Genomic DNA, 21,144 nt, shown 5'->3' on the forward strand with positions numbered 1-21,144 from the left:
GGGCGCGGCCGCACGGCGGACCGCGCGACGCCGCCGGGGCGCGACGGCCTCGGTGCTCGCCTCGGTGCCGGCCGGCTCGTCCACGGGCCCTGCGGGCTCGGAAGCGGCGGCGGATCCCGCGGCCGGTATGGCCGGCGCGACGGTCTCGGCCACCGCGTCGGCCTCGGCGGCGGGCGGACCCGCCGGGCGGGACGCGGCACGGCGCCGCCTCGGCGGCAGGGTGTCGCTGGGGGTGTTCGGTTCGGAGCCCTCTGTGGGCTCGATCGGTTCGAGCATGCGGGCGTTTCTCCCGTCAGGCTCCCGGGCGCCGCACCTGGTCCGGCGATGCCGGTGACGTCCGCGGCTCGCGCGGTGCGCGGTTGCCGCCGTCCGGGGCGCGGGCGCCGCTCGGAAGCTCTCTGTGTCCTGTCTCACCGGTTCCGTACGCCGAATGCGCACGGCCTGGCGAAAGTCTTCTGGTCGGTGCGCTGCCCGACCCAGGTGGCTCCCGAGTTCGAGGGCGGCGCTTACGACATCCGTCCCTACGCGGGACCTTCCTTACGCCGGCGCCGTCGCGGCGGCAGTGGCACCGGCCGCATGGGGCTCGGTCGCTGCTGCCTCGCGGTCGGGCGCGAGCGGGTCGGTCACCGTGCCGGTCTCTTCATCGAACAGCCCCTGCGCCAGCCTGGTCACCGCTGCGGGGACCGGCGGCGCCAGGTCGGCCACGGCGCTGAGACCGGACAGGACGTCGTCGGGTCGTACGGCAGGCGTCACGTGCCGAACAACCAGGCGCAGTATCGCACAGGGCCGGCCGGTCGGCCCAGCACGGAGCTCGTCGTGAGCCGCTCCGGCCGCTCCGGCGCCCGCGTCGGGCCGCGGCGCGGGTGTGTCCGGGGTCTCCAGACTCACGACCGCGGAGCGGGCGTCGAAGGTACGGATGCCGTTCTTGGTGCGGCGCTGGACCTCCACGGCCTGGGCCGCGTTGAAGACGTCCGCCGCGCGGCGGGCGTCCTCGGGGGTGACCCCGTCCAGCCGCAACTCCCACACGGAGGCCGTGAGCCGGTCGGCCAGGCCCGATGTGCGGGCCTCGACCGCCTCCACGATGTCGAGCCCTGTGGGCATCGACGTGTCGAGGAGGGCTCTCAGCCGCTCGGGGTCGCGCGGCTGGGTGAGCGCGATCTCCAGGTACTCCGCCTCACTGCCCGTGCCGGTGGGTGCGGCATTGGCGTACGACACCTTCGGATGCGGCGTGAACCCCGCCGAGTACGCCATCGGCACCTCGGCGCGGCGCAGCGCGCGCTCGAAGGCGCGCTGGAAATCACGGTGGCTGGTGAACCGGAGGCGGCCGCGCTTGGTGTAGCGCAGTCGGATGCGCTGCACCGCGGGTGCGGGCGGCGGGCCTTCGGGCTGTCGCTTGCCCAGTGGATTCTCTCCTCGTTGCAGGGAGGCGCGGGGCGCGCCTCCCTTCCAGCGTACGGCCGTACGACGACGATCCGGCCGGCCCGGGCCGGCCACGGGACCGTGGTCCCCTTCAGAGTACGTGCGGACCGGGCCGCCGGTTCCCGCCCGGACGGGCGTTCCTGCCGCCCCGGTGCCCATGGCGTCCGGGGCGGAGGTCACCAGCCGGAGGGACGGTCCCCGTCCCGGCCCGCGTCCCGGGGGGCGGCCCGTGGAACGTCGCCCGCTCCCTGGGCCCACGGGCCCGCCTGCGCGGCAGGGAAGTCCCCGGCGTACGCGGTCGGCGGCACCGGACCGTTCGGCGCGGGTGCCGGGGCGGCGGGGGGCCCGGCGACGGCCTCGGCCGCACCGGCCCGCCCGGTCGCCCGCACCCCGGAGGGCCGCAGCGGCCGGCCGTCGTCGCCCGATATGAGCAGCGGGTCGAACATGACCACCGCCGTGGCGAACAGCAGGAAGACGAGCGGGCCGAGCAGCATCGGCAGCACGACCGACATCATGTGCGCGCCGCTGCCGCCGCCCTCCCCGTGGAGGTGGACGGTCATGGCCGACATGCCGGTGTAGTGCATACCCGTGACCGCGATGCCCATGATCATGCTGGCCCCGAGGCTCGGCAGGAACCCGCGGACGGACACCGCCGCCCACAGCGCCGAGGTGGCGGCCACCACGGCGATGACCACCGACAGGGCGACCAGCGCCGGCTGGTACTCGAACGCGCCGCTCATCCGCATGCTCGCCATGCCGAGGTAGTGCATGCCCGCGACACCGAGGCCGGTGACGGTGCCCGCGGTGAGCAGCGCCACCCTGCCGACGCCGAGGTAGCCGACGATGAAGACGCCGATGCCCACGACGACGATCGCGACGGCAAGGCTGAGCAGCGTGAGCGGGATGTCGTACCGGATGGAGACCTCGTCGACGGAGAAGCCCAGCATCGCGATGAAGTGCATCGTCCAGATGCCGCAGCCGATGGACGCCGCCCCGAGGGCGAGCCAGCCCGGCTTCCACGAGTTGCCGTCCGTACGCAGCGACCTGGTGGTGCAGCGCAGGCCGAGGGCGCCGCCCAGGCAGGCGACCAGATAGGCCGCGAGAGGTGTGACCAGCCCGTAGCTGAACCCGTCCACTGTGCCTTGCATGTTCAGCGTGCCTCTTCCGTGCAGGTTGCGTGAAGCAGACATTTACCTGTGAAGGTCATGTGAGAACAAGCCACAGTGCCCCAAAGGCGACGTTCAGCCCTTGGTCAGGAAATCCTGACCCTCACTCAGGTTCCGCACCCCGCGCTCCGGCGCCACGCCTCGACTCCCGGAGGACACAGACCCCTTGGGCACACCGAAGAGAACCCGCCGGACATCCGCACGGGCCTGACGAACGGTCACACGGACCGGGCCGAGGGCCTGCCGTGTGACGCGTCCCACACGGCGGCCCGCCTCCGCGGCCGGCCGCAGCACGGCGTCGCGCACCAGATGTCCCACCGGAGTCAGCACACTCCGGTACACCCACCGCACGGGCTCCACGAAGGTCCACCGCCAGAACGCCGCGAGGAACCGCCCCACCGCGAGCGAGACGCGACCCGCGACCCGCCAGGCATGCCCGAGGGCGGCACCGACCTCCCGGGCGACCACCGCCAGCACCCGCCCGGCCCGGCGCCAGACCGCGAGCGCGGGCAGTACCAGCAGGATCCGGGCCGTCCAGTACAACGCCGCACCGATCCCGGTGACGATCACCGTCAGCGTCCACAGGAGCCCCCTCCCGCACCACGCGAGCCCCGCTCCGCACCACCCCGCCGCGTGCCCGAGCGGCGTCAGGATCCACCGGTACACCCACGCCGAGGGCACCACCACGCCATGCCGCCCGAGCCACACCAGCCCCGCCCACACCCCGGCCCCCACGGCGGCGAACGCCCGCCCGACCGGTGTCAGCACATGCGCGTACACCCGAACCGCCGCACGTCCGAGCGGAGTCAGCACATAACGGTGCACCGCCATGGACGGGAGGACCACCAGCACGTTCCCGAGCCACGCCGCCCCCCGCCCCGAGGGCACGAGCACATACCGCCACAGCCCCACGAACGGCCACACGAACACCGCCCGCCCCACCCACAGCAAGCCCCGCCCCAGAGGCCGCAACACCGTGTCCCCGACGAACCGCCCGCAGACGACCAGCGCGTCCCAGACCATCCGCACCGGCACGACCAGCACAAGCACCACGATCCGCACCGGGATGCGGATCGCCACGACGAGGCACCCCTCACCCCGCACGGGCACCGACGACTTCCCGAGATCCATACCGACACAGACGCCGGCGCGGCCCGCACGGCTCCCGGACACCGCCGACAGCACCCCTCATATGCTGAACACCAATAGAAAAAACGGAATTCCGACGCTTATATAAAGCAATTTCCCCCCTGGCCGTTCACTCATTCGCCGCGCATCCAAGTGATTCGGCCGACGTTATTCGCTGTATGAAGGCAAGCAGGTCAGGGCCGCTCCCAACACCCGACGCAGCACCGCTGCCGACTGCCCCCACCGGCCCGATGAATAAAACCTGACATGAATGATGAACGCTATGACCCCCTCTGGTACAGCGCCGACATCCCGGACCAATACAGCGAGGCGGGCACGGGGCGCCACCGCGCCGGAGCGGTCTACGCGGAGCCCGTAGAACCCGCCGCCGCCCCACTCTGGAACCCCGTCAGGGAACCGGTCACCCCCGCCTGGGACCCGACCATGGAACCGGCCGTCCCGCCCTGGGACCCGGCCGAGGAACTGGCCTACCTGCTCCAGGAGGCCCGCGGCGAGGAGTACGGCGCCACCGTGCCGCCACCGCGCGAGGAGGCCTCGGTCACCGCGCCCCCCGCCGGCACCCCCATGGGCAACCTGCAGGAGATCACGGCCGAGCTGCCGCCGCTGCGCGCCGCCCCGCGCGGCCACCGCAAGCCCCCGCGCAAACGCCCCGACGCACTGCGCGTCGCCAGCTATGTCATCGCCGCCATGGCCGCGGTCACGGTGTCCATGGTGAGCGTCTTCAGCGGCGTGGTCACCTACGAACCCCTGCTCCTGGTCACCACGGCCCACAGCAGCGGCAGCTCGTCGGCCTGGTGGCCCATCCTGGTCTACGGCCCCTGGCTGGCGGGTTCCTTCTCCATCCTCCGCGCGGCACTGCACCAGCGACGCGCCCTGCACTCCTGGTTCGTCGTCCTGCTCTTCTCCTCCGTCGCGGTCCTCCTCTGCGTGGCCCAGGCCCCCCGCACCATCACCGACACGGCGGCGGCGGCCCTTCCGGGCGTCGCGGCCCTGGCGTGCTTCCAGCAACTGGTCCGCCAGATCACCCTCACCCGCCCGCCCCGCCGTTCCTCGCGTGGGTGAACAGCGAGGAGCACGTCGAGACCGTCCGGCCGATGCACAGTTGCGTCCGCGNGGGACACGTCTGACCCGGGACCGTCCGGCCCCCCCCCCGCGGGGGGGGGGGCCCGCTTCTTCTCCTGCCTGCGCGCCACGCGAGCGCCGCACTCACCTCAGTGCGCGTGACCGCTCGGCGCCGGAGCCGTGTTCCTGACCGTCAGCGGCAGCAGCTTCTTGCCCGTGGGCCCGATCTGAATACTCGTGTCCAGCTGAGGACACATGGAAATACGACCAAAACCATGTCTACGCTGCTCAGCATGAGGAAACGAGGACAGCGGCGGCTCGCGGCAGACCGAGCGGCCTACAACGTGGAAGCCGAGGGGACCAAAGCCGATCTCGCGCTCCTGGAGGAGCTGAAGCAGGCTGAGGCGCTGCTTCCCAAAGACGCGCCCAGGGCGCTTCTGTCGATCCGCTTATCCGTACTGACGGACGACACGACGTCGCCGGTACGCCAGGAGCTCGATCTCCGCATCCTGGCCAGGGAGCGAGGCTGCCGAGTCATCGGTGTCGCTTCGGATCTGAACGTGTCGGCGACGAAGGTTCCGCCGTGGAAGCGGAAGGAACTCGGAGACTGGTTGAACAACCGCTCCCCCGAGTTCGACGAGATCCTGTTCTGGAAGCTCGATCGCTTCGTACGTCGTCTCTCCGACCTCTCGACGATGATCGAGTGGAGCCTGAAGCGCGGGAAGAACCTGGTCTCGAAGAACGACAGTCTTGATCTCACCACGACCGCCGGAAAGATCATGGTGACGATCATCGGTGGTATCGCCGAGATCGAGGCGGCCAACACCTCCACCCGTGTCACGAGCCTGTGGGACTACGCGAAGTCCCAGGAGGAATGGCTCATCGGGAAGCCGGCGTACGGCTACGTCACGGACGAGGACAGCACGGGGAGGGTCGTTCTCGTCATCGATCCCGAGGCATACAAGGCACTGCACTGGGCCCGCCGCATGGCAGTTCGCGGGCGATCCGCCCGTTTCATGGTGCGCTGCGTGAAGCGGGCCGGTCTCATGAGCCAAGGACTCACCGTGGTGACGCTCCTTCGCCGTCTCCGTAATCCGGCCGTCCTCGGTTACCGGGTGGAGGAGGACAAGAACGGCGGACAGCGGCGTTCGAAGCTGCTCCTCGGCAAGGACGGCAAGCCGATCAGGGTCGCTCCCCCCATCTTCACCGAGGAGGAGTTCGAGACCCTCGGCGCAGCTCTCGACCAGCGGATGAAGAAGCAGCCGCCACGGCGTCCCGGTGGAGCTACGCAGTTCCTCGGCGTGCTCCTGTGCGCTGGCTGCAAGACGAACATGACCGTGCAGGTCACGAGAAACGGTTTCGGGACCTACCCCTACCTGCGGTGCCGCAACTGCAAGAGCGGCGGGCACGGAGCGCCCAACCCCGAGCGGGTCTACGAGCGTCTGGTGGAGGACGTGCTGAAAGTCCTCGGAGACTTCCCCGTACAGGTTCGTCAGTACGCGGAGGGCGCCGAAGCGCGGCGGGAGATCAAGCGCCTTCAGGAGTCCATCGCGCTCTACATGAAGGAACTCGAACCCGGAGGCCGGTACACGAAGACGCGGTTCACGAAGGATCAGGCAGAGACGACACTGGACAAGCTCATCGGGGAGCTCGAAGCGATCGATCCCGAGACGGCGAAGGACCGATGGGTCAACGTCCACGGCGGCAAGACGTTCCGTGAGCACTGGCAGGAAGGCGGCATGGAAGCCATGTCCGCAGACCTGTACCGCGTCGGGATCCGCTGCGAGGTCACCCGCACGAAGGTGCCGGGGGTCCGGGCCCCGAAGGTGCACCTTCGCTTGCTGATCCCGAAGGACGTGCGCGAACGGCTTGTGATCCGCGAAGACGACTTCGCGCAAGCCTTCTGATTGCACACCGCACAGAACGGATCCGCCTTCCCGTGACGCAGGGAAGGCGGCTTCACGCCTCACTCGAACCATGCGGCGGCGTCGAACGGTTCCTCTGTGCCGTCCTCATCCACGATCACAATCTCGCTCTCGATCAGGCTCGCAGCTCTGTCATTCGAGGGTTCGGGCGCGGGTAGCGGAGTCACCGGGGCCCGCCTCCCTCTTGCCTGGCATCAGCACTGAGTCGCCGGCACTCCGCGAGGTCTTCGGCGACTCCGGCCGCGATCAGAGCGGCGCCAGGCGTGTGACCGGAGCCGACGTAGCGCCACTGCGCATCCGTGATCGCTTCCGGACTGTCGGCATGGGGGTCTGTGTAGCAAACGGTGGAACTCGGTCGGATTTCTTCAGCGGCGTCCGGCGGTGAGCCGGCCGTCGAAGGTGATGTCGAAGGCTTGGAGCGCGGCCTTCCAGCGCATGGTCCAGCGTTTGCGCCCGGTGCCGGTCGGGTCCAGGCTCATGACCGCCAAGTAGACGCACTTGAGCGCGGCCTGGTCGGTGGGGAAGTGTCCCCGGGCCCTCACGGCCTTGCGGATCCGTGCGTTGATGCTCTCGATCGCGTTGGTGGTGCAGACGATCTTGCGGATCTCCACGTCGAACTGGAGGAAGGGCACGAACTCCGCCCAGGCAGCCTCCCAGAGCCGGACGATCGCCGGATACTTCCCGCCCCAGGCGTCGGTGAACTCCACGAACCGCTCCAGAGAGGCCCGCCCGGGCGACCCTGCTCGCGGGCGGAATCGGCGCGCTCGGGACTCTCCTTGCGGCGGCACTCGCCCTCCCCCAGTTCTGGTACGCCTCCTACTACCAACCGTCCAACGCCCCGCCCGTCGTCGCGGTCGAGAACGCCATCGAGGACGTCGAGAGGACCGGCGACCACATCGAGTTCAGCCTCTCAGTATCGGTCGAGAACAAGGGGAAGACGTCCGTCAGAATGCTCACCTCCCTCTACGAGGTCAGTGGAACCCGTGTCACGGTCGGCCGGTCGCCCGTCGCTCCTGAGGAGCTGGACTACGGGAGGATCACCGGCGGGAACTACGGCGCTGCCGCCCGGGTCAACCCGTTCGCCGACTACGGCGCCCCGGAGACGATCCAGGTCGGCCCGGTCGGCGAGGACTACGCCTGGATCGGCCCCGACGAGAGGATTCACACGAGTCTCCGCGCCCAGGCACCTCTCGACCGCTTCGATCTGCTGCGCTTCACGGCGGACATCGCCGTCGCGCGGGCCGACCGCGTCGAGGTGGACGACTGGCCGCAGCCGAGCGGGCGGGCGCTGAGAACCTGCGACGGCACCCGGATCGCCGAGAGCCGCCGCCCTCTCGCCCGCCTCGGCGCCTTCGAGTGGCTGACCGAGAGCAGGCGGGAACTCGTCACGTTCTGGTCCGTGTCGGGCGAGATGGGTGACGAATCGCCCTGGTGGCCGGCATTTCCATGGACCGGTGTGTCGATCCAGCACGACGGGCACGACTGTGCCCACGCCCTGAAGCCCGATCACGACGGCCTTGAGGACCGCGCCATGGTGGGCTGGGCCAGCTCGGTGGCGGAGGCCGCCGTACCTCCGGAGCCCGACGCCCGGCCGTAGAGCCGCGGGCACGGCAGGGCCGGAGGCCGCCGGACCCCGACTCCCCGCGGGGCCCTCCAGGGGCATGACGTCGAGGGGCCCGCACAGTCTGTCCGTCCGGCAGTGTGAGCTCTATGGTGGCCCGAGTCGATCCAGCCACCCGCCGGCCGGTGTGCGGACCGTTCACCTACCGGATCCTCGACCTCTTTCAGAGTTGCCTCTCCCGCGTGAGGACGGCCTTGGCGATTGACGTCATGCGGTTGGGGCTGCACCGGGACCTGCGGAAGATCCGCCAGGACTTCAGGCTCGCGACACCGCGTTCCACGGGTGCTCGTGCTGCGGCCAGTGCCCGGTTGAGGGTCTTCTCGGTGGGGGTGAGTTCCTGGAGTGGCTTGCGTTTGATGCCGGTCGTCAGCCACGGCCCGGCGCCTTGGTAAGCGAGATCGGCCAGGATGGGAACACCCTCGCGCTCGCAGATCCGGATGATCCGGTGGGTACGGGCGGCGGTCAGGTCGTGTGTACGGCCTGGCAGGGCGGGCGAGATCCACAGCAGCCGGCCGCCTGAGTCGGTGACGACCTGCACGTTCACGCCGTGGCGCCGGTGCTTGTGGGAGTAGTCGGCCCGGCCGTCGCCGACCCGGTCACACTCGGCGAGGGTGCCGTCGAGCAGGACGAAGTCGGGATCGTGCTCGCGCAGCGACTTGAGCAGACCTGGTGCTCGTTCGGCGAGCAGGTCGACGACCGCGCGGGTGTAGGCGTGGGCGGTGGACTCGCTGATCCCGAACCCGGCGGCGATCTTCGCCAGTCTGACGTCTAGCTACCACCACGCAAGGCCTCTGGATGAAGCTCAGAGACCAGCGAGGGCTCAGAAGGCGCCTCAGCGCCCTCACGGGGGCTCACACCCACTCCACCTCGGAGTGAACGCTGGGGGAGCTCGCAGGCTCCGGCAGTGGCGTCGTCGAGAGCACTTGCGCCGGCCGCTCCCGCTCGCGCTGCATACCGAGCGCACTCAGCAGCGCCGCCGCCTCTTCTTCTGTGACCTCCGCCACAGCGCCGGCAAGACGCCGCAGCGGGTCGTCACTCACGTCAGCGTCCGTTTCAGCTGGTCGAAGGCGACTTCTTGACCGTCAGCGGCAGCAACTTCTTGCCGCTCTCGCTCAGTTGCGGCCATGTGTCGAACTGAGGACACACACCGCAGTCGAAGCACGGGGTCCAGCGGCAGTCCTCGACCTCCGTCTCGTCGAGGGCGTCCTGCCAGTCCTCCCAGAGCCACTCCTTGTCGAGACCGGAGTCGAGGTGGTCCCAGGGAAGGACCTCCTCGTAGGTGCGCTCGCGGGTGGTGTACCAGTCGACGTCGACGCCGAAGGGGGCCAGTGCCTTGTCGGCGCAGTTCATCCAGCGGTCGTACGAGAAGTGCTCGCGCCAGCCGTCGAACCGGCCGCCGTCCTCGTAGACCGCGCGGATGATCGCGCCGGTACGGCGGTCACCCCGGGAGAGCAGCCCTTCGACGATGCCGGGCTTGCCGTCGTGGTACCGGAAGCCGATGGAGCGGCCGTACTTCTTGTCGGCGCGGATCTTGTCGCGGAGCTTGCCGAGGCGCTCGTCGGTCTCCTCGGCGGAGAGCTGCGGGGACCACTGGAAGGGGGTGTGCGGCTTGGGGACGAAGCCGCCGATGGAGACCGTGCACCGGATGTCGTTGGAGCCGGAGACCTCGCGGCCCTTGGCGATGACGCGGGTGGCCATGTCGGCGATCTGGAGGACGTCGTCGTCGGTCTCGGTGGGCAGACCGCACATGAAGTACAGCTTCACCTGACGCCAGCCGTTGCCGTAGGCCGTCGCGACGGTCCTGATCAGGTCGTCCTCGGAGACCATCTTGTTGATGACCTTGCGGATGCGCTCCGAGCCGCCCTCGGGGGCGAAGGTGAGGCCGGAGCGGCGGCCGTTGCGGGTCAGCTCGTTGGCCAGGTCGATGTTGAAGGCGTCGACGCGGGTGGAGGGGAGGGAGAGACCGATCTTGTCTTCCTCGTAGCGGTCGGCCAGACCCTTGGCGACGTCGCCGATCTCCGAGTGGTCGGCGGAGGAGAGGGAGAGCAGGCCGACCTCCTCGAACCCGGTGGCCTTCAGGCCCTTGTCGACCATCTCGCCGATGCCGGTGATCGAGCGCTCGCGCACCGGGCGGGTGATCATGCCGGCCTGGCAGAAGCGGCAGCCCCGGGTGCAGCCGCGGAAGATCTCCACGGACATGCGCTCGTGGACCGTCTCGGCGAGCGGGACGAGGGGCTGCTTGGGGTAGGGCCACTCGTCGAGGTCCATGACGGTGTGCTTGGACACGCGCCAGGGCACCCCGGACCTGTTCGGCACGACACGGGCGATGCGGCCGTCGGGGAGGTACTCGACGTCGTAGAAGCCGGGGACGTAGACCCCGCCGGTCCGCGCCAGGCGGAAAAGGAGTTCCTCGCGGCCGCCGGGGCGGCCCTCCTCCTTCCAGGCGCGGATGATCCGCGTGACCTCCAGGACGGCCTGCTCGCCGTCGCCGATGACGGCGCAGTCGATGAAGTCGGCGATCGGCTCGGGGTTGAAGGCGGCGTGGCCGCCGGCCATCACGATCGGGTCGTCGAGCGTGCGGTCCCTGGCCTCCAGGGGGATGCCGGCGAGGTCCAGGGCGGTGAGCATGTTGGTGTAGCCGAGCTCGGTGGAGAAGCTCAGGCCGAACACGTCGAAGTTCTTCACCGGGCGGTGGCTGTCGACGGTGAACTGCGGGACCTGGTGCTCCCGCATGAGCGCCTCCAGGTCCGGCCAGACGCTGTAGGTGCGCTCGGCGAGGACGCCGTTCTGTTCGTTGAGGACCTCGTAGAGGATCATGACGCCCTGGTTGGGCAGTCCGACCTCGTAGGCGTCGGGGTACATGAGCGCCCAGCGGACGTCGCAGCTGTCCCACGGTTTGACCGTGGAGTTGAGCTCTCCGCCGACGTACTGGATCGGCTTCTGCACATGCGGGAGCAGAGCTTCGAGCTGCGGGAACACAGACTCGGCGACTTCGGCAGGCATCTCGCGAACCTTTGTGTGCTGAGTGGGGTGACTGTTCAGCGTAACGCGGCCGGAGGGGTACTCCCTACGCCGTCCAGGGCCGGAGGTCCCTGACGACCGACGCCCAGGCTTCGGGGAGGGCGTTCTCGGCGATCTCCGCGCGGCGTTCCTCGCGGGCGTGGAGGACGCCGTAGGTGAAGGTGTTCTCCCCGGCCGCGTGGGCGACGGCGGCGAGTTCGCGCAGGGTCTGGCGGGCCATGACGCTGTCCTGGTGGTCGCCGAGCAGGCCCTGGAGTGACTTCATGGCCTTGACCAGGTCCTTGGCCGGTGTGCCGAGTGCGGGGGCGGCGGCCTCGGCGGCGTAGCGGGTGCGCTTGGTCTTCTTGCGGGCCTCGTGCAGGGCGATGTCGCGGTCGGTGCCGGGTGGCAGTTCGAGGGCGTGGGTGACGAGGGCGGTCAGTTTGTCCAGGTCCTTGCGTACGGCTTTGGTGAGGGCCTTCTCCGGGGCGGTGCCGGCCTTCTTGCGCAGGGGCGGGTCGGCGAGCAGGGCGTCGAGGGTGTCGAGGAGGGTGAGGTGGCGGCGGGAGTCGAGGATGCCGGTGAGGTGGCCGTGGGCGCCGGCGTGGCGGGCCTTCGACCATGCGGTGAGGCGGTCCCGGACGGGGCCGTGGACGAGGGTGTCGGGCAGGCCGGCGAGGGCCGATCCGAGGCGTTCGGCGAGGACCTCCTGGTCGCGGTCCAGGCCGAGCTCGCCGGCCAGCCACTTGAGGTCGGTGGCGAGGGGGTCGGTGATCTCGCGGTCGAGGACCTTGCCGAAGGTGCGGAAGGTGCTGCGCAGGCGGCGGGTGGCGACGCGCATGCTGTGGACGGAGTCGGGGAGGTCCTGGCGCACGGCGGGGTCGAGTTCGACGAGGGCGTCGTGCTGGGCGCGGACGTAGGCGAGGACGTGGTCCCCGGAGGTGACGGGGTCGCCGAGCGGGCGTGAGCGGCGTTTGCGCTGTGGGGCCGCTTCGGGTGCCGTGGCGGGGAGGGGGGCCGTCGCCGGTGTCGTGCCGGGGTCGCCGGGTGCCGTCTCGGCGAGTGCCCTGGCCAGTTTGGAGGTCGACTCCGAGGGGCGTACGCCGGCCTTGCGGAGGCGTTTTTCGACCTTGTCGAGGAAGGCGGGGTCGCCGTCGTCGGCGAGTTCGACCTCGATCTCGGTCCACCGGGCGGTGCCGCCGTCGCCGGTGAGGCGTTCGGCGTGGACGGTGTCGACGCTGATCTCGGCGAGCAGCCGGCCGTCGGTGTCGACGAGGTGGTGTACGTCGCGGTCGGAGCGCAGCCGGACGACGGGCAGCAGGGGGCGGTCGCGGACGCGGGAGCGGACGAGGGCGGCGAGTTCGGCCGGGAGGGTGTCGGAGAGCGGGGCGCGGATCTCGTCGCGCACTCCGGGGGCCACGGGGAATTTCAGGTGCCAGCCGGCGTCGGAGCCGCCGGTGCGGCGGCGCAGGGTGATGGCGGAGGCGGCGAGGCGTTCGTCGGTGGTGTCGTGGTAGGTGGCGTCGAGGTGGCTGATGCCCTGGTGGGCGACGGACGCGACTCCGGGGACGCGGGTCAGGTCGGGCAGTCCGCCGGTGTCGGACTCGTACTTCCGCTCGATCTCGCGCTTGGTGTCCGCCATGCGTCGAATCTAGTCGCCGTGCGTGCGGAGCGGCAGTGGGCCGCTCCGCACCGGTGAGGTGCGGGCCGGTGTGCGGGGGCCGGGTCGCGGGGGCCGGGTCGCGGGGGCCGGTGACCGCGTGAGGTCACCGGCCGTGGGGGCCGTCCGCTAGGCGGACATGGGCCGTTGCAATCTGATCGACTGCAGGAGCCCTATGGCCAGCCATACGGCGAACATGGAGGATCCGCCGTAGGAGACGAACGGCAGGGGCAGGCCGGTGACCGGCATGATGCCGAGGGTCATGCCGATGTTCTCGAAGGTCTGGAAGGCGAACCAGGCGACGATGCCGGCGGCGACGACGGTGCCGTACAGGTCGGTGGTGTCGCGGGCGATGCGGCAGGCGCGCCAGAGGATGACGCCGAGCAGGCCGATGATCAGGGCGCCGCCGACGAAGCCGAGTTCCTCACCGGCGACGGTGAAGACGAAGTCGGTCTGCTGTTCGGGGACGAACTGGCCGGTGGTCTGGGAGCCGTGGAAGAGGCCGGAACCGGTCAGTCCGCCCGAGCCGATGGCGATGCGGGCCTGGTTGGTGTTGTAGCCAACGCCGGCGGGGTCGAGTTCGGGGTTGGCGAAGGCGGCGAAGCGGTTGATCTGGTAGTCGTCGAGGATGCCGAGCTGCCAGACGGTGACGGCACCGGCGGCACCGGCGCCGAGCAGGCCGAAGACCCACCGGTTGGAGGCGCCGGAGGCGAGCAGTACGCCGAGCACGATGATGACCATGACCATGACCGACCCGAGGTCGGGCATGAGCATCACGATCACCATGGGGACGACGGCCAGACCGAGGGCCTGCAGGACGGTGCGGTGGTCGGGGTAGGGCTTGTCGCCGGCGTCGACTCTGGCGGCGAGCAGCATCGCCATGCCCAGGATGATCGTGATCTTCACGAACTCGGAGGGCTGGAGGGAGAAGCCGCCGGGGAGCTTGATCCAGGAGTGGGCGCCGTTGATCGTGGAGCCCAGGGGGGTGAGCACCAGCAGGATCAGGAAGACGGAGGCTCCGTAGAGCAGGGGGACGGCGGTGCGCAGGGCTCGGTGGCCCAGCAGGACGGCGCCGATCATCAGGGCGATGCCGATGCCGGTGTTGAGCCAGTGCCGGACCAGGAAGTAGTAGGGGTCGCCCTGGTTGAGCTCGGTGCGGTTGCGGGTGGCCGAGTAGACCAGCAGGGAGCCCAGCAGGGACAGGGCGATCGCCGAGAGCAGTATCGGCCAGTCGAGGCGGCGGGCGAGGGAGTCGCGGGCGAACACCCGGGTCCAGCCGGCCCGCTCGGGTCCGTATCCGGAGACCTGGAAGCTGTTGACGCCCCCGGTCATGACGCCGTCCTCCGTGTTCCCGTGCGGCCGGCGTGCCGGTGGCGGGTGCTCCGGGGGGCACCGCCGCCGGGTCCGCCGGCCCGTCGTCGCTCGCGGCGGCGGGTTTCGCGGTTGGTGTTCTCCGGTGAGGCGACCGTGCCGGGCTGCTGCGGGTCGGCGGGGTCGCCGCCGTCCTGCGGTGTGGTGGCCCCGGCGTCGGGCGAGGGGGTGGCGCGGTCCTTGGCGGGGTCCTTGGAGACCTTCGGGGACTTGATGGTGCCGTCCGTGCGAACCTTGGGGAGCGTCTTCTGCGGGGTGGGCAGCAGCGCCTTCTTCTTGTCGATCTCGCCGTCCTCGGAGACGCCGTACAGCGCGTTGTAGATGTTGCGCACGGCTGGGCCGGAAGCGCCGGATCCCGTGCCGCCCTGGGAGATCGTCATGACGATCGAGTAGTCCTCGGTGTAGGTGGTGAACCAGGACGTGGTCTGCTTGCCGTGGACCTCGGCGGTGCCGGTCTTGGCGTGCATCGGGATCTCGTCCTGTGGCCAGCCCCCGAACCGCCATGCGGCCGTACCGCGGGTGGCGACTCCCTCGAGGGCTTCGTCGATCTGGGCGAGGGTCTTCTTCGAGGTCGGCAGTTTGCCGTACGCCTTGGGTTCGATCTCGGTGACCGTCTTGCCGTCGGGGCTGATGACGGCCTTGCCGACGGTGGGGTGGAGGAGGGTGCCGCCGTTGGAGAGGGCCGCGTAGATGGTGGCCATCTGGAGGGGCGTCACGAGGGTGTCGCCCTGGCCGATGGAGTAGTTGACGGAGTCACCCGCGCGCAGCCGGTTGCCTTCGAGGCAGTTCTCGTAGGCGATCATCTCGGCGTAGCTGCCGTCCTTCTTCCCGTACTTGCACCAGTCGTCCTTGTTGGCCGTCCAGTAGTCCTTCTTCCACTGGCGGTCGGGGACGCGGCCGGACACCTCGTTGGGCAGGTCGATGCCGGTCTCTTCGCCGAGGCCGAACTGGTGGGCGGTCTTGTAGAACCAGTCGTGGGCGTTCTTCTTCGGCTTGTTGCCGCCGTCGCGCTTCCACTCCTCGTGGGAGAGCCGGTAGAAGACGGTGTCGCAGGAGACCTCGAGGGCGCGGCCGAGGCTGATGCCTCCGAAGCTCTGCGACTCGAAGTTCTTGAAGACCTGTCCGCCGATGGAGTACGAGCTGGAGCACTCGTAGGGGCCCTCGAAGGAGTATCCGGCCTGTATGGCGGCGGCGGTGGGGATCACCTTGAAGACGGAGCCGGGGGCGGACAGGCCCTGGATGGCACGGTTGAGCAGCGGGTAGTTGGACTTCTTGCCGGTGAGGGTGGCGTAGTCCTTGGCGGAGATGCCGCCGACCCAGGCGTTGGGGTCGTAGCTCGGGTTGGAGGCCATGGCGACGATGCGGCCGGTCTTGGCCTCCATGACGACGACGGCGCCGGAGTCGGCCTCGTAGTTGCGGTTGGTGTTGCGGTCGTGCTGCTTGCGGGCTTCCTTCATCGCCTCGTTCAGCTCGTACTCGGCGACGCGCTGGACGCGGGAGTCGATGCTGGTGACGAGGTTGGCGCCGGGCTGGGCCGGGTCGGCCTGGGCCTCGCCGAGGACGCGGCCGAGCTTGTCGACCTCGTAGCGGGTGACGCCGGCCTTGCCGCGCAACTGCTTGTCGTACTGGCGCTCCAGGCCGGAGCGGCCGACCATGTCGGAGCGCAGGTAGGGCGAGCTGGTGTCCTGCGCCTGCTGGATCTCCTCGTCGGTGACGGGCGAGAGGTAGCCGAGGACCTGGGCGGTGTTGGCCTTGCCGGGGCTCGTGTAGCGGCGCAGGGCCTGCGGTTCGGCGGTGATGCCGGGGAAGTCCTCGGCGCGTTCGCGGATCTGCAGGGCCTGTTTGGGGGTGGCCTCGTCGGTGATGGGGATGGGCTGGTACGGCGAGCCGTTCCAGCAGGGCTGGGGGGTCTCGGCGTTGCAGAGGCGGACCTTCTGCTCGACATCCTGGGGCTTCATGCCGAGGACACCGGCGAGTTTGGTGAGGACCGCTTTGCCGTCGTCCTTCATCTTCATGAGGTCGGTGCGCGAGGCGGAGACGACCAGCCGGGTCTCGTTGTCCGCGAGGGCCACACCGCGGGCGTCCAGGATGGAGCCGCGGACGGCGGGCTGGACGACCTGCTGGACGTGGTTGCCGGATGCCTCCTTGGCGTACTGGTCGCCCTCGCGGATCTGGAGGTACCACAGGCGCCCGCCGAGGGTGCCCAGGAGGGAGACGACGAGGACCTGGATGACGACGAGCCGGATCTGGACCCGCGGGCTGCGGCCGGTCTCGGGGATGTTGGTCACGCGGTTTCCTCCCTTCTCAGAGCGTGTGCGGGGGTGTGTGTACGAGTGATGAACGGCTGGTGTGCCGGTCGGCGTTCCGCCGTTGTTCACTCGTTCCGGTGAAGTTGTGGGAGGTCACAGGCGCTTGACCCCCTTGATGCGGCCGGCGCGGGCGGTCCGGGCGCGGGCCGCCCTGACCTTCAGTCCGCCGCGCTGGCCGCCGATGCGCAGTCCGGTGCCGCCGGAGAGCCAGCCGGAGGAGATGTCGCCGGACCCGGCGGAGCCGGTTTCGGCGAGTGGGTCGTTCTCGGCGCGCCGGGCCAGGACCATGACGCCGGGGACGACGAACGGTGCGAGCAGCAGGTCGTACAGGGCGGCGGTGAACAGCAGGCCGCTGAGGCCGACATGGCGGGCGGCGGTGTCCCCGACGAGGGCGCCGACGCCGGCGTAGAGCAGGGTGGACCCGACGGCGGCGGCGACCACCACGACCATCGGGCCGGTGGCGGACTTCACCTGGCCGCTCTCGGGTTTGACGAGTCCGGCGAGGTAGCCGATGACGCACAGCACGAGGGCGTAGCGGCCGGCGGCGTGGTCGGCGGGCGGGACGAGGTCGGCGAGGAGTCCGGCGCCGAAGCCGACGAGGGCGCCGCCGACGTGACCGTAGACCAGGGCGAGGCCGAGGACCACCAGCAGCAGCAGGTCGGGGACGGCGCCCGGGAGGTGGAGGCGGGCGAGGACACTCACCTGGACCACCATGGCCACGACGATCAGCGAGCTGGAGAGCAGGATCCGGTTGACGCGCATGGGGTGACAGCTCCTACTGCTCTTGCTGGTTCAGGCCGTCGGCAGCGGCGGAGGGGGTGACGGTCACCGTCACGGTCGGCGTGGGCGTCGGCTTGGGCTTCTCGGGCAGCACCGTGTCGCGCGGGTCCTTCTCGGGGGCCTGGACGACGACGCCGACGACGTCGAGTTTGCTGAAGCTGACGAACGGCGTGACGTAGAGGGTGCGGGTGAGGTCGCCGCCGGAGGGGTCGACGCGGGAGACGACGCCGACCGGGACGCCGGGCACGAACGGCTTGTCGGCCTGTGAGCCGAAGGTGACGAGGCGGTCGCCCTTCTTGATCTCGGCCTTGCCGTTGAGCAGTTCCACCCGCAGCGGACGGTCGCCCTGGCCGGCGGCGAAGCCCAGTTCGTCGGAGCTCTCCATGCGGGTGCCGACGGTGAAGTCGGGGTCGCTGGCGAGCAGCACGGTGGCGGTGTTCGGGCCGACGGTGGTGACGCGGCCGACGAGTCCGTCGCCGTTGAGGACGGTCATGTCGCGCTCGATGCCGTCGTTCGCGCCCGCGTCGATGGTGATGGTCCAGGAGAAGCCCTGGGCCGCTCCTATGGCGATGACCTGGGCGCCCTTGATGCCGTACTGGCCCTTGCCGGAGATCTTCAGCAGTCTGTCGAGCTGGGCGAGGCGGCTGCGGGTGCGGTCGTCGCTGCCGAGTTCGGCCTTGAGCGCGGCGTTCTGCTGCTCCAGTTCGGCGAGCCGGTCGTGCCGGTCGCCGGATTCGCGGACGGCGGTGACGGCGTTGCCGATCGGGTCGACCGCGCTGGACACGCCGTTCTCGATCGGACCGAAGACGGTCGCCGCGGCGCGCCGGGCACCGTCGACCGGTGAATCCTCCCCGCCGCGGATGTCCACCGTGATCAGTGCGAACGCGGTGGCGATCAGCAGCACCAGGAGCAGCCGGCTCTCTCGTGTGTCCCTCACGTGCGGCGGCCGTGCCTTCCTCGTCGAGAACGGGTGTGCGATGTCGTGTTGTTCAGTCGGTCCGGATGTCCGGCGGCCTGGTTCCCGAGGGCCGGCGGTACGGTGCCCGGCGTTCGGGTCTCCGGCGGTCGGGTGTCCGGCGGTCGGGTGCCTGACGGTCCGTGGGGTGTTTCGAGGCTTATGGGGGAGCCTATGCGTCTATACCAGCGATCCGCCGTACGAGAGGAGAACATCCCGTACGGCGGAATCGAAGCGTTGTTGTCATCTGCGGGGCTGGGCGTCCAGCACCTGCTGGAGCGCCTCGAACTCCTCGACGCACTTGCCGGAGCCGAGCGCCACGCTGTCCAGCGGGTCCTCGGCGATGTGGATCGGCATGCCCGTCTCCCGGCGCAGCCGCTCGTCGAGGCCGCGCAGCAGCGCTCCGCCGCCGGTCAGCACGATTCCCCGGTCCATGATGTCGCCGGAGAGCTCCGGCGGGCACTTGTCGAGGGTCGTCTTGACCGCGTCCACGATGGCGTTGACGGGCTCCTCGATCGCCTTGCGTACTTCGCCCGCGGAGATGACGACGGTCTTGGGCAGTCCGGACACCAGGTCCCGGCCGCGGATTTCGGTGTGCTCGTCGGTGTCGAGGTCGTACGCCGAACCGATCGTGATCTTGATCTGTTCGGCCGAGCGCTCACCCAGCAGGAGGGAGTACTCCTTCTTGATGTGCTGGATGATGGCGTTGTCCAGTTCGTCGCCCGCGACGCGGATGGACTGGGCGGTGACGATGCCGCCGAGGGAGATGACCGCGACCTCCGTGGTGCCGCCACCGATGTCCACCACCATGTTGCCGGTGGCCTCGTGGACCGGCAGCCCGGAGCCGATGGCGGCGGCCATGGGCTCCTCGATGATGTGCACCTGGCGGGCGCCCGCCTGGGACGACGCCTCGATGACGGCGCGGCGCTCGACGCCGGTGATGCCCGAGGGCACACAGACGACGACCCGCGGACGGGCCAGGTACCTCCGCTTGTGGATCTTCAGGATGAAGTAGCGGAGCATCCGCTCGGTGATCTCGAAGTCGGCGATGACGCCGTCCTTCAGCGGACGTACGGCAACGATGTTGCCGGGTGTGCGCCCGATCATCTTCTTCGCTTCGGCACCGACCGCGAGGATGCCACCGGTGTTGGTGTTGATCGCGACGACGGACGGCTCGTTGAGTACGATCCCGCGACCCCTGACGTACACCAGCGTGTTGGCGGTCCCGAGGTCGACAGCCATGTCACGGCCGATGAACGACATTGAGTTCCCCATCAGGATTCGGCTGGCCTTCCCACGAGCTTGAGGGCTTCTCAGGTTGGCGAGGTGGGTGCGGTGACGTGAAGGCTCCATGGTAGACGCGCCTTCGCGCACACGGTGCGAGGGTCTTCGCCATTGTCATCAGATGGCGCGTCGCCTTGCTTGTGGAGACGGGCGAACGGGGGCATCCGTTCCCCCGAACGCCACGCATATGCCAGAAATGGCCCGGGGGCAAAGCCCCCAGACCATCCGACAGGCGGCAAATGAGCCGCACGGGGCCGCGACGTGATCGTTATGCGCGGGTTTCCCGCACGTCCGGCCGTACGGCGTCACCCGCGACCCGCTGTACGGCGTCACGCACGGCGCGTCGCGGCGACGGCCCGCACCAGCGCCGAACAGCGTGGCTCACGACCACCGCACGGCGTCGCTCACGACCACCGCGCGGCGCCCCGCACGGCCGCCGTGCGGCCGCCGCACGGCCGCCGCACTGCGTCAGGCGCGCCCGGGGAAGAAGATCTTCACCTCGCGCTCGGCGGACTCCTCGGAGTCGGAGGCGTGGATCAGGTTCTCCCGGACGATCACACCGAAGTCGCCCCGGATGGACCCCGCCTCGGCGGCGATCGGGTCCGTGGGACCCGCCAGCCGGCGGACGCCCTCGATGACCCGCTCACCCTCGACGATCATCGCCACGACCGGGCCGGACTCCATGAACTCCATCAGCGGCTCATAGAACGGGCGGCCGACGTGCTCCGCGTAGTGCTGCTCCAGCGTGGCACGGTCCAAGGTGCGCAGCTCCAGCGCCACGATCCGCCAGTCGGCCTTGCGCTCGATACGGCCGATGATCTCGCCGACCAGTGAGCGGCGGACGGCGTCCGGCTTCAGGAGGACGAGGGTGCGCTGGGTCATGGTGTGCGGCTCCTTGCAGGCCAGGAAGTCGAATGACCCGAGGCTACCCGGTGGGACTGCGGGGCCGGCACCCGGACCGGCCCCGAAAGCCCCGCAGCGGCGGCGGGGAGCGCGATCAGCAACACGCCGATGCGGAAGGGAGAGCCGGGACCCCCTCCGTATCGGCGGAGAGGCCCGGGTGCCGGGCCCAGTGGAACCCCGGGCACCGACAGTGCCGCGTCACGCCTGCTGCTGCGCCGCGAACCGCGCCTTCGCTTCATCCACTTTTCGCCCGAAGTGCACTGACGTCCACCACAGCAGCGCGAAGACCGCGCCCATGAAGAACATCATCGGGACGAACACACCGGAGGCGACGAGGGCGATCTGCAGCGCCCAGCCGAGGGCCACCCCGCCGGGCCGGGTGATCATCCCGCACAGAGCCACGCAGAGGAACATCGCGATCCCGCACACCGTCCACACGGTGCCGGTGGAGAGATCCTGGTCCTTCATGGCGACCAGGCCGGCGAAACCGATGATGAAGAACTCGCCGATCAGCGTCGAAGCGCAGAGCGTACGCACGGG

General features: G+C 69.9%; 17 protein-coding genes and 2 pseudogenes. 3 read left to right on the plus strand and 16 right to left on the minus strand.

What is annotated here, in order from left to right; all coding sequences use genetic code 11:
* The 4 genes from HTV45_RS21535 to HTV45_RS21550 form a co-directional block, all read right to left on the minus strand.
* On the minus strand, positions 1 to 276 hold a 276-nt coding region (locus HTV45_RS21535; RefSeq protein ID WP_215207563.1), incomplete at its 3' end, for a hypothetical protein.
* A gap of 261 nt (positions 277 to 537) precedes the next feature.
* Entirely contained in the window at positions 538 to 1,359 is an 822-nt protein-coding gene (locus HTV45_RS21540) for a TIGR03936 family radical SAM-associated protein (RefSeq protein ID WP_215207475.1), read from the minus strand.
* 236 nt (positions 1,360 to 1,595) lie between these two features.
* Entirely contained in the window at positions 1,596 to 2,567 is a 972-nt protein-coding gene (locus HTV45_RS21545; protein WP_215207476.1) for an MHYT domain-containing protein, read from the minus strand.
* 93 nt (positions 2,568 to 2,660) lie between these two features.
* Complete coding sequence (locus HTV45_RS21550) at positions 2,661 to 3,716, minus strand: hypothetical protein (RefSeq protein WP_251692525.1); 1,056 nt, start codon at positions 3,714 to 3,716, stop codon at positions 2,661 to 2,663.
* Between the two features lie 264 nt (positions 3,717 to 3,980).
* Here HTV45_RS21550 and HTV45_RS21555 point away from each other — a divergent pair, with 264 nt between their 5' ends.
* Together HTV45_RS21555 and HTV45_RS21560 are read left to right on the plus strand one after the other, a co-directional pair.
* A complete protein-coding gene (locus tag HTV45_RS21555) occupies positions 3,981 to 4,796 on the plus strand; it encodes a hypothetical protein (RefSeq protein WP_215207477.1) in 816 nt (271 codons plus the stop codon).
* A gap of 344 nt (positions 4,797 to 5,140) precedes the next feature.
* Positions 5,141 to 6,703, plus strand: a complete 1,563-nt coding sequence (locus HTV45_RS21560; protein ID WP_215207560.1) for a recombinase family protein — start codon at positions 5,141 to 5,143, stop codon at positions 6,701 to 6,703.
* A gap of 383 nt (positions 6,704 to 7,086) precedes the next feature.
* Here the strand turns inward: HTV45_RS21560 and HTV45_RS21565 are convergent.
* Positions 7,087 to 7,401, minus strand: a pseudogene (locus HTV45_RS21565) (transposase); the annotation flags it as partial.
* A 269-nt stretch (positions 7,402 to 7,670) separates the two neighbouring features.
* Between HTV45_RS21565 and HTV45_RS21570 the strand changes: the two are divergent.
* Positions 7,671 to 8,318 (plus strand): hypothetical protein, encoded by a 648-nt coding sequence (locus tag HTV45_RS21570; RefSeq protein ID WP_215207478.1) that lies wholly within the window; start codon positions 7,671 to 7,673, stop codon positions 8,316 to 8,318.
* Positions 8,319 to 8,505: 187 nt separating this feature from the next.
* Here HTV45_RS21570 and HTV45_RS21575 read toward each other — a convergent pair.
* The 11 genes and pseudogenes from HTV45_RS21575 to HTV45_RS21625 all read right to left on the minus strand — a co-directional run.
* A pseudogene (locus HTV45_RS21575) lies at positions 8,506 to 9,102 on the minus strand (transposase family protein); the annotation flags it as partial.
* 91 nt (positions 9,103 to 9,193) lie between these two features.
* Positions 9,194 to 9,382 carry a hypothetical protein gene (locus tag HTV45_RS21580; RefSeq protein WP_215207479.1) on the minus strand — a complete coding sequence of 63 codons (189 nt, stop codon included), beginning with the start codon at positions 9,380 to 9,382 and terminating at the stop codon, positions 9,194 to 9,196.
* 13 nt (positions 9,383 to 9,395) lie between these two features.
* Positions 9,396 to 11,345, minus strand: a complete 1,950-nt coding sequence (locus tag HTV45_RS21585) for a TIGR03960 family B12-binding radical SAM protein (RefSeq protein WP_215207480.1) — start codon at positions 11,343 to 11,345, stop codon at positions 9,396 to 9,398.
* Positions 11,346 to 11,409: 64 nt separating this feature from the next.
* On the minus strand, positions 11,410 to 12,984 hold the full coding sequence (locus tag HTV45_RS21590; RefSeq protein WP_215207481.1) for a CYTH and CHAD domain-containing protein: 1,575 nt from the start codon (positions 12,982 to 12,984) through the stop codon (positions 11,410 to 11,412).
* Positions 12,985 to 13,131: 147 nt separating this feature from the next.
* Positions 13,132 to 14,334, minus strand: coding sequence for a rod shape-determining protein RodA (gene rodA, locus HTV45_RS21595; RefSeq protein ID WP_215207482.1), 1,203 nt, complete (start codon positions 14,332 to 14,334; stop codon positions 13,132 to 13,134).
* Positions 14,331 to 16,661, minus strand: a complete 2,331-nt coding sequence (gene mrdA / locus HTV45_RS21600; RefSeq protein ID WP_215207483.1) for a penicillin-binding protein 2 — start codon at positions 16,659 to 16,661, stop codon at positions 14,331 to 14,333. The genes rodA and mrdA overlap by 4 nt, the downstream gene beginning before the upstream one ends.
* Before the next feature lie 114 nt (positions 16,662 to 16,775).
* Positions 16,776 to 17,444 carry a rod shape-determining protein MreD gene (gene mreD / locus HTV45_RS21605; RefSeq protein ID WP_215207484.1) on the minus strand — a complete coding sequence of 223 codons (669 nt, stop codon included), beginning with the start codon at positions 17,442 to 17,444 and terminating at the stop codon, positions 16,776 to 16,778.
* A gap of 13 nt (positions 17,445 to 17,457) precedes the next feature.
* A complete protein-coding gene (gene mreC, locus HTV45_RS21610; protein WP_215207485.1) occupies positions 17,458 to 18,399 on the minus strand; it encodes a rod shape-determining protein MreC in 942 nt (313 codons plus the stop codon).
* 261 nt (positions 18,400 to 18,660) lie between these two features.
* Positions 18,661 to 19,680, minus strand: coding sequence for a rod shape-determining protein (locus HTV45_RS21615; RefSeq protein ID WP_215207486.1), 1,020 nt, complete (start codon positions 19,678 to 19,680; stop codon positions 18,661 to 18,663).
* Between the two features lie 489 nt (positions 19,681 to 20,169).
* Complete coding sequence (ndk, locus tag HTV45_RS21620) at positions 20,170 to 20,583, minus strand: nucleoside-diphosphate kinase (protein ID WP_215207487.1); 414 nt, start codon at positions 20,581 to 20,583, stop codon at positions 20,170 to 20,172.
* Positions 20,584 to 20,802: 219 nt separating this feature from the next.
* A complete protein-coding gene (locus HTV45_RS21625; RefSeq protein WP_215207488.1) occupies positions 20,803 to 21,141 on the minus strand; it encodes a DUF4233 domain-containing protein in 339 nt (112 codons plus the stop codon).
* Positions 21,142 to 21,144 lie beyond the last annotated feature (3 nt).

It is taken from the genome of Streptomyces sp. CHD11 (assembly GCF_018638295.1).
GTDB lineage: Bacteria > Actinomycetota > Actinomycetes > Streptomycetales > Streptomycetaceae > Streptomyces.

Excerpts from the sequence above, each read along its gene's own strand:
- HTV45_RS21545 (WP_215207476.1), bottom strand. The coding sequence starts at position 2,567 with ATGCAAGGCACAGTGGACGGGTTCAGCTACGGGCTGGTCACACCTCTC.
- HTV45_RS21550 (WP_251692525.1), bottom strand. The coding sequence starts at position 3,716 with ATGGATCTCGGGAAGTCGTCGGTGCCCGTGCGGGGTGAGGGGTGCCTC.
- HTV45_RS21555 (WP_215207477.1), top strand. The coding sequence starts at position 3,981 with ATGAATGATGAACGCTATGACCCCCTCTGGTACAGCGCCGACATCCCG.
- HTV45_RS21570 (WP_215207478.1), top strand. The coding sequence starts at position 7,671 with ATGCTCACCTCCCTCTACGAGGTCAGTGGAACCCGTGTCACGGTCGGC.
- HTV45_RS21585 (WP_215207480.1), bottom strand. The coding sequence starts at position 11,345 with ATGCCTGCCGAAGTCGCCGAGTCTGTGTTCCCGCAGCTCGAAGCTCTG.
- HTV45_RS21590 (WP_215207481.1), bottom strand. The coding sequence starts at position 12,984 with ATGGCGGACACCAAGCGCGAGATCGAGCGGAAGTACGAGTCCGACACC.
- rodA (WP_215207482.1), bottom strand. The coding sequence starts at position 14,334 with ATGACCGGGGGCGTCAACAGCTTCCAGGTCTCCGGATACGGACCCGAG.
- mreD (WP_215207484.1), bottom strand. The coding sequence starts at position 17,444 with ATGCGCGTCAACCGGATCCTGCTCTCCAGCTCGCTGATCGTCGTGGCC.
- HTV45_RS21615 (WP_215207486.1), bottom strand. The coding sequence starts at position 19,680 with ATGTCGTTCATCGGCCGTGACATGGCTGTCGACCTCGGGACCGCCAAC.
- ndk (WP_215207487.1), bottom strand. The coding sequence starts at position 20,583 with ATGACCCAGCGCACCCTCGTCCTCCTGAAGCCGGACGCCGTCCGCCGC.